We start from the raw sequence: 7093 nt of genomic DNA, 5'->3' as shown, positions 1-7093 counted from the left end.
GTGCGGCCCGCCACCGAAGGCGAGATGGCGCTCCGGCGCCCGAGTGATGTCGAAGGAGCCCGCATCGGGTCCATGCTGGGCCGGGTCCCGCCCAACCCCACTGTACGGAGCCAGAATCGCCTCCCCACGAGGAATCGGCACCCCAGCGATCTCGATGTCCGCCAACGGATACCGAGCCGGGAAGTTGCCGATGGGCGCGTCCCAGCGCAGCGTCTCCTCCACCACCTCGGACCACATGGACTTCGTCCGAGCCAACTCCAACTGATCCGGATTGGTCAACAACGCGCGAACCCCGTTGACGATCAGGCTCAGCGTGGTCTCGTGCCCAGCAGTGAGAAACAGCCAGATCGTGTCGACAAGCTCTTCCTGAGTAAGGGTTTCCTCCCCCTGCTCACCCAGCTCGATCAACGCGGACGTCAGGTCGTCGCCGCGTTCCGCACGCCTCAGTTCCACCAACCTGCGAAGAGTCTCGTGCCGTTCCTTCTGCACCGCGACGACTTCCTCGGCGGTCGTGTTGGTGCGGAAGATACTGTCCACCAGCTCCCGCAGCCGAGGGCGCCACTCCACCGGCACCGCGAACAGCTCGCAGATCATCTGCATGGGCACCGGATAGGCGAAGTGCGGCCGCAGATCCACCACACCATCCGCGGCGGCGTGCGACGGCAGGGCGTCGAGCAACGCTGAGACGTTTGATTCGAGACGAGGCCGCAGGTCCTCGACCCGGCCGCGGGTGAACGTGCGTGTTACGGGCCGCCGCAACCGCAGGTGGGTGTCCCCGTCGGAGGTGACCATGTTGGTCACCTTGATCATCCCGATGAGGGGCCAGGAGTCGCCGACCTCACCGGACCGGATCTTGCTCCAGTTGCGCCAGTCCTTGCTCACCAACGGGTTCGTCACCAGCTGCGCGACCAACTCGTGCGAGGTCACGGCATAGACCGCCACGTCGCCAGGAAGGATGACGCGAACCACAGGCCCGAGTTCCCGCATTCGAGCCGCTTCGCCGTGATGGTCCGTGCCCATCGGGTCGAGGTGGATCACGGGAAGCTCGGCCATGGGAACGCCCTCCTACGCGTGCGGAACGGGTGGGGTGAAGCGAACCGGCAAACTGGCTGGGCACCGCGTCCACGGTGACGGCATCAGCACGATCTCCTCCGCCGGAATCGCCAACGTCACATCATGTAACCGGTGCAGTGCGGTGTCGACCGCTATGCGGGTGATCATCCGGCCGGGACGCTGCGCGGGACACGCGTGCGGGCCGGCGCTCCACGACAGGTGCGAGCGGTTGCCCACCTCCAGCCACGGATCGTCGGTGTGCACCCGGGGATCGTTGTTCGCGGCCAGGAAGCCCATCACCAGCGCGTCGCCGCGCTGGATGTGCGCGCCACCCAGCTCGCAGTCCACCAGGGCGTACCGCGCGGGCATGTTCGCCATCGGCGGGTCGCGCCACAGCACCTCGTCCAGCGCGTCGTCGATGCCGAGCCGGCCGCCGCGCAGCCGGCCGGCGAACCGGGGGTCGGTGAGCATCAACCGCAGCGTCTGGGCGATCCACGTCGTCGTGGTCTCGTAGCCCGCGCTGATCATCAGCACGATCGACTGCTGGATCTCGAAGTCGTCGCGGAGGTTGGGGTGGCGGAGGAACGCCGTCGTCAGGTCGTCCGCCGGCACCTTGCGGCGGGCGTTCATGACACCTGTCAGGATCCGCTCCAGGTTGTACGCCTCCGCCTGGGAGTTCTCGGCCGAGCTGAACAGCGCGATCAGCGCGGCCCGCAGCTCGTGGCCCTGCTCCGGGCCGAGGCCGAAGAAGCCGGCCACCGTCAGCATCGGCACCACCGCGGCGTAGTCGGCCACCAGGTCCGCCTTGCCCTGGGTCTCCACCTCGCGGATGAGGTCGACGCACATCGCGCGGATGAACCGCGCCATCCGGTGCTCGTCGAGGCTCTCCAGGCCGTCGTCGAGCGGGCCGCGCAGCCTGCGGTGCTTGTCGCCGTCGGAGAAGTACGCGTTGTCCCGCGGGAACATCATGGGGCCGAGACCCGAGTCCGGCGCGACGATGCCCTCGGAGAACAGCCGCCAGTTGTTGGGGTCGCGGGAGAACAGCTGCTCGTTGCGCACCACCTGGCAGATCTCGTGGTGCCCCATCACCAGCCACGCCGGGATGCCCGGCTCCAGCTCGACCGGCGCGACCACGCCGTAGCGGTCCTGCAGCTCGCGGTACGCGGCGTGCGGGTCGGTGGTGTTGGTGGTCGCCGTCAGGGGCATCAGACCGGTCATGTCGGTGAGTCTCTGGTGCTGGCGGCGAGTCGTGGGTGGCATCAAGTCAGGGCCTTCGTGTTGTTGAGCGCGTGTTCGACGAGTCGGATCAGGGCCTGCGCGGAGGATTCCTTGTTGCGGGCGTCGCAGTGCACGATCGGCGTCTCCGGCAACAGGTCCAGCGCCTCGCGCAGCTGCTCGGTTTCGTAGCGCGGGGCGTCCGGGAACTCGTTGACGGCCACCGCGAACGGGATGCCGGTGCGGGTCTCCAGCTGGTCGAAGACCTCGAAGCTGTCCTCGAGGCGCCGGGTGTCGATCAGCACCAGCGCCCCGACGGCACCCTCGGCGAGACCCTCCCACAGGTCCCAGAACCGTCTCTGGCCCGGCGTCCCGAACAGGTACAGCACCACCTCGGCGCTCAGCGTGATGCGGCCGAAGTCCATGGCGACCGTCGTCGTGCCCTTGTCGTCCAGGCCGGCCAGCGAGTCGACGCCGACGCTCGCGGTCGTCATCGTCTCCTCGGTGCGCAGCGGCGCGATCTCGGAGACCGTACCGATCAGCGTCGTCTTGCCGACCCCGAACGCGCCGACGACGAGGATCTTCACCGACTGGGCGACCGTCGACGCGACGTAACGCTCAGAGCTTGCGGAGACCATCGAGAACCTTCTCCAGGAGTTCTGCCGGGGGTGGGGTGTGGCGCGGCGCGGAGCGGATCTGCAGGTGGCCGCTGTCGACGAGGTCGGACGCGATCACCACCACGAGGCTCACGGGCAGTCCCAGGTGCGCGGCCGCCTCGGCGAGCGAGAGCATCCCGCCGCACATCTTGAGCAACGCCTTCTGCTGCGTGGTCGGCGCGACCGGGCGCGGCGCGTCCCGGTCGACGACCAGCAGCGTCTCGGGTCTGATGGTGTTGCGGGAGGGGTGCGCCCGACCGGAGGTCAGCACGTAGGTGCGTACCGGGTGGTCCTTGTAGTCGTCCATAGCCCCCTCAGCCGCTACGGGTCGGCGTCGACAGCGTGCGCTCACCGATCATGAGGACCTGTGCCTGCATCTGCTGTGCGACGAGTGCCGGGTCGATGACCGGTTCCGTCACGACCGCGAGCCGCGAGCCGTCGCCCGCGCCGCGGACGAACAGGTAGCCACCGTCGAACTCCACCATCACCTGCTTCGGGCCGGCGCCGGTGCCGAACTCCTTGCTGACGCCCTGTCCCAGCGCGGAAAGCCCCGCGCACGCCGCCGCGAGCTTGTCCGCGGTGTCGGAGGGGGTGTGGTCGGTCCGGACCTTCAGCAGCCCGTCGGCCGTGAGCACGACGACATGGCGCACGCCGCGCACCGACCTGATCAACTCCAGCATCCAGCTGTTGTCGACGGGGTGGCTCATCTGAGGTCCTCCGAGTTGCTGTTCTCTGCGTTGTAGGGCAAGTGGTCGGGGTCGTCGTCGTAGTCGTCGTCGTAGTCGTGGTCCTGGCCGTTGGCCACGGCGGCGCCGGAGAGGAACGCGTTCATCCACTGGCCGGCCTGCTCCGGGTCCGCCTCGACGTCCCGTTCCGCCGGCCAGTCCACGCTCGGCTGCGTCTGCGGGACGGTGTGACCCCTGCGGGAGCGGCGCCGTGGCAGTACGGGGAGGTCGTCGCCGCCGGACGGGACGAGTGGCGGCAGGGACTGCGGGTCCACCTCGACCTGGCCGGTGTGCGGCTCCAGCTCCCAGTCGTGTTCGGGTTCGCGGGGCTGCGGTGCCGCGAGGGCGTGGCGCTCCGGGCGTCTGGTGAGGGCGTGCGCGCCGGCGGCGACCATGCCGGACGGGGCGAGGGCCTCGGTCAGCTCGGCCGGCACGAGCACGATCGCGCGTAAGCCGCCGTACACCGACTCGGTGATGTCGACGCGGAAGCCGTGCCGGCGCACGTACGCGCCCACCACGGCGAGGCCGGTCTGCGGGATCTCGCCGAGGTCGGAGATGCTGACCGGGCGACGGCCCGAGGCGATCTCGCGCACCTGCTCCAGTCGCTTGTCGTCCAGGCCGACGCCGCCGTCGTCGATCTCGATGACCGCGCCGCGCTGCACCTGCCGCAGGGTGACGAGAACCTGCGTGGTCGGCGGCGAGGACTGGGTGGCGTTGGCGAGCAGCTCGGCGACGAGGTGGATCAGCGGCTCGACCACGCGGGCGGACACGGCCACCGCCGGGTCGCCGGACACCTCGACGCGCTGGTAGGCGGTGATCCGGCCGGCGGCGCCGCGGACGACGTCCGCGATCGGCAGCGCCTCGTGCCACTGCTGGCCCGGCCACTCGCCGCACAGCGCGGCGAGGGTCTGGGCGTTGCGTGCCTGCTGGGCGGCCGCGTGGTCGACGCGCATGCTGCTGTGCAGGACGTCCGGGTCGGTCGGGTGCGCCACCACCATCCGCGCCGCCTCCTCCTGGATGCGGTGCGCGGAGGCCTGGACCTTCCGGCCGAGCGCGACGACCGCGGCGGCCACCGCGTCGGTGCGGGCCAGCTGGTCCTCCCGCAGCCGGCTGACGTGCATGGCGGCCTGGCCGAGCAGGTGCGCCGCGATGTCGTCGTTCGACAGGTCCGGCAGCGGCGGCGGGACCGCGCCGTTCACGACCGCGGGCAGTTGGTGCTCGACGAGGGACTCCAGCGCCACGTGCCGAGCCTCGGCGAGCGCGGCGAGGTTGGCGTTCTCGTCGTCCAGCCGGTGCAGCTCCTCGAGGTGCTCCCGCCCGGCCCGCGCGGTCCGGTAGGCCCCGGCGGCCACCACGGCGATGGCGACCGCGCCGACCGCCAGCCAGACCACGATCCAGACGGGCGAGTCGAGTTTCTGGAAAATCAGCGGGGAGACAGCAACGTAACCGGTGACACCGGCGATACAGGTCCAGGGGCCCGAGTGCCGTGGCGATGACGACACGGACGATGAGGCTGTCATGATCACCTTATGGTCGAGATCGGGGGGACCGGACTGCTGACCCGCAGCGGTACCACCCTTACCCACCGCAGCACGTCATAAGCAGCGAGTCCCGAGGTTATCCCAGGGGTCAAGTTGCAGTGTTCATCAGATCGGTTGAATCTCGGACTGTTAACGACGAACCGCCACCCCGCGATTCGCGGCGGACGGCCCATCGTCGGCGCGACTGGATGGCTGTACCAGGCCCTACTACGCAGCGCACACCGAGCTGGACTGGTTGGGCTAGTCGCGCGGTAGCGTCCTGACGCCGCCGAGGTGGTGTTGATCACGCCGCCCGCGCCGCGCCGGTTCGGGCGTGTCGGTGAGACGCTGCGGCCGATCCGGCTCGCTCCGGATGACTCCGGATCCCACTACATAACACTGCGGACACGCATTCTGGCCCGCCGTGATCATCGGATCTATGGTAACCGGCACTGTCAGACAACTCGGTCACGCCGAACAACGAGGTAGGGCTCCTATGTCGTCCGACAAACCAGGTGGCCGGGCCAGTGGGCTGGTGTTCAACCCCTGGAACCTGGTCCTGCTGATCCCCTTCATCGTCCTACTGACCCCGCTCTACAACAAGGAGTCGCCGACGCTCTTCGGGATGCCGTTCTTCTACTGGTTCCAGTTCCTGGTGATCGTCGTCGGGGTGCTGTCGACGATCGTCGTCTACCGGATGACCACCAAGGCACCCGTTCGCCGTGCGCCGGGGGAGACCCCGGACGTCGACGAGCTCGATGAGGGGAGTGCCGAGTAATGCAGTGGACCGAACTGATCATCTTCGTCCTGCTGTTCGGCGTCGTCACCGTCCTGGGCTTCGTCGCGGCGCGGTGGCGGGCCGCGGACTCGCTCGACCACCTCGACGAGTGGGGGCTGGGCGGCCGCAGGTTCGGCTCGTGGGTCACCTGGTTCCTCGTCGGCGGTGACCTCTACACGGCGTACACGTTCGTCGCCGTGCCGGCGCTGCTGTTCGGGGCGGGGGCGACCGGGTTCTTCGCGCTGCCGTACACGATCATCGCCTACCCGCTGGTGTTCCTGCCGGTGCTGCGCATGTGGTCGGTGAGCAGGGCCAGGGGTTACGTGACGCCGGCCGACTTCGTGCGTGGCCGGTACGGCTCGGCGCTGCTCGCGCTCCTGGTCGCGATCACCGGCATCGTCGCGACCATGCCGTACATCGCGCTGCAGCTCGTCGGGCTGGAGTCGGTGCTGCGGACGATGGGCTTCAACGCCTCCGGCCTGCTGGGTCACCTGCCGCTGCTCATCGCGTTCGTGATCCTGGCGGTCTACACCTACCAGTCGGGCCTGCGGGCGCCGGCGCTGATCGCGTTCGTCAAGGACATCCTGATCTACCTGGTGATCCTGGTGGCCGTGATCTACCTGCCGATCAAGCTCGGCGGGTGGAGCGAGATCTTCAGCGACGCCGAGGCGAAGCTGTCGGCCAGCAACCCGGCGACGCACAAGCCGTTCGGCGACGTCCTGCTGAACTCCAACAACCAGCTGCAGTACGTGACGCTGGCGCTCGGCTCGGCGCTCGCGCTGTTCCTGTACCCGCACTCGGTCACCGGCGTCCTGGCCTCCCGCGGCCGGGACGTGCTGAAGCGCAACATGTCCGCGCTGCCGGCGTACTCGCTGCTGCTCGGCCTGCTCGCGCTGCTCGGCTACGTCGCGATCTCCGCCGGCACCAAGCCGATCGTCAACAACGCCACCGGCCGCCCGGACGGCAACACCGTCATCCCGGTGCTGTTCGACGGGCAGTTCCCGGCCTGGTTCGCCGGGATCGCGTTCGCGGCCATCGGCATCGGCGCGCTGGTGCCGGCCGCGATCATGTCGATCGCCGCGGCGAACCTGTGTACCCGCAACATCTACAAGGAGTACATCCGCAAGGACGCGGCCCCGAGGGACG

General features: G+C 69.1%; 8 protein-coding genes. 2 read left to right on the top strand and 6 right to left on the bottom strand.

The genetic code is table 11. The annotated features are described in order from the left end of the window. The 6 genes from ACJ73U_RS01965 to ACJ73U_RS01940 form a co-directional block, all read right to left on the bottom strand. Nucleotides 1–1053: cytochrome P450 (locus ACJ73U_RS01965; RefSeq protein WP_407775745.1), on the bottom strand; the 1053-nt coding region annotated here is incomplete at its 3' end. 12 nt (nucleotides 1054–1065) lie between these two features. After that, a complete protein-coding gene (locus tag ACJ73U_RS01960; RefSeq protein ID WP_407775744.1) occupies nucleotides 1066–2271 on the bottom strand; it encodes a cytochrome P450 in 1206 nt (401 codons plus the stop codon). A gap of 41 nt (nucleotides 2272–2312) precedes the next feature. After that, nucleotides 2313–2906 (bottom strand): GTP-binding protein, encoded by a 594-nt coding sequence (locus ACJ73U_RS01955; protein ID WP_407775743.1) that lies wholly within the window; start codon nucleotides 2904–2906, stop codon nucleotides 2313–2315. Next, entirely contained in the window at nucleotides 2887–3231 is a 345-nt protein-coding gene (locus tag ACJ73U_RS01950) for a DUF742 domain-containing protein (RefSeq protein WP_407775742.1), read from the bottom strand. Before ACJ73U_RS01950 ends, ACJ73U_RS01955 begins: the two co-directional genes overlap by 20 nt. Before the next feature lie 7 nt (nucleotides 3232–3238). Then, complete coding sequence (locus ACJ73U_RS01945; protein WP_407775741.1) at nucleotides 3239–3631, bottom strand: roadblock/LC7 domain-containing protein; 393 nt, start codon at nucleotides 3629–3631, stop codon at nucleotides 3239–3241. Next, the gene (locus tag ACJ73U_RS01940; protein ID WP_407775740.1) at nucleotides 3628–5040 is read right to left on the bottom strand and encodes an ATP-binding protein; all 1413 of its coding nucleotides are present in this window, start codon (nucleotides 5038–5040) and stop codon (nucleotides 3628–3630) included. Before ACJ73U_RS01940 ends, ACJ73U_RS01945 begins: the two co-directional genes overlap by 4 nt. Before the next feature lie 625 nt (nucleotides 5041–5665). Between ACJ73U_RS01940 and ACJ73U_RS01935 the strand changes: the two genes are divergently transcribed. Together ACJ73U_RS01935 and ACJ73U_RS01930 are read left to right on the top strand one after the other, a co-directional pair. Next, nucleotides 5666–5947, top strand: a complete 282-nt coding sequence (locus ACJ73U_RS01935; RefSeq protein WP_407775739.1) for a DUF3311 domain-containing protein — start codon at nucleotides 5666–5668, stop codon at nucleotides 5945–5947. Then, nucleotides 5947–7093 (top strand): sodium:solute symporter (locus ACJ73U_RS01930; protein ID WP_407775738.1); only part of this gene is annotated, 1147 nt, incomplete at its 3' end. The genes ACJ73U_RS01935 and ACJ73U_RS01930, both read left to right, overlap by 1 nt.

Origin of the sequence: Actinophytocola sp. (genome assembly GCF_045807065.1) — a bacterium.
In the GTDB taxonomy this organism is placed as follows: domain Bacteria; phylum Actinomycetota; class Actinomycetes; order Mycobacteriales; family Pseudonocardiaceae; genus Actinophytocola.
This window is presented reverse-complemented; position numbering and strand designations above follow the sequence as displayed.

Coding starts and splice junctions, on each gene's coding strand:
- ACJ73U_RS01945 (WP_407775741.1), bottom strand. CDS start 3,631: ATGAGCCACCCCGTCGACAACAGCTGGATGCTGGAGTTGATCAGGTCG.
- ACJ73U_RS01935 (WP_407775739.1), top strand. CDS start 5,666: ATGTCGTCCGACAAACCAGGTGGCCGGGCCAGTGGGCTGGTGTTCAAC.
- ACJ73U_RS01950 (WP_407775742.1), bottom strand. CDS start 3,231: ATGGACGACTACAAGGACCACCCGGTACGCACCTACGTGCTGACCTCC.
- ACJ73U_RS01960 (WP_407775744.1), bottom strand. CDS start 2,271: ATGACCGGTCTGATGCCCCTGACGGCGACCACCAACACCACCGACCCG.
- ACJ73U_RS01955 (WP_407775743.1), bottom strand. CDS start 2,906: ATGGTCTCCGCAAGCTCTGAGCGTTACGTCGCGTCGACGGTCGCCCAG.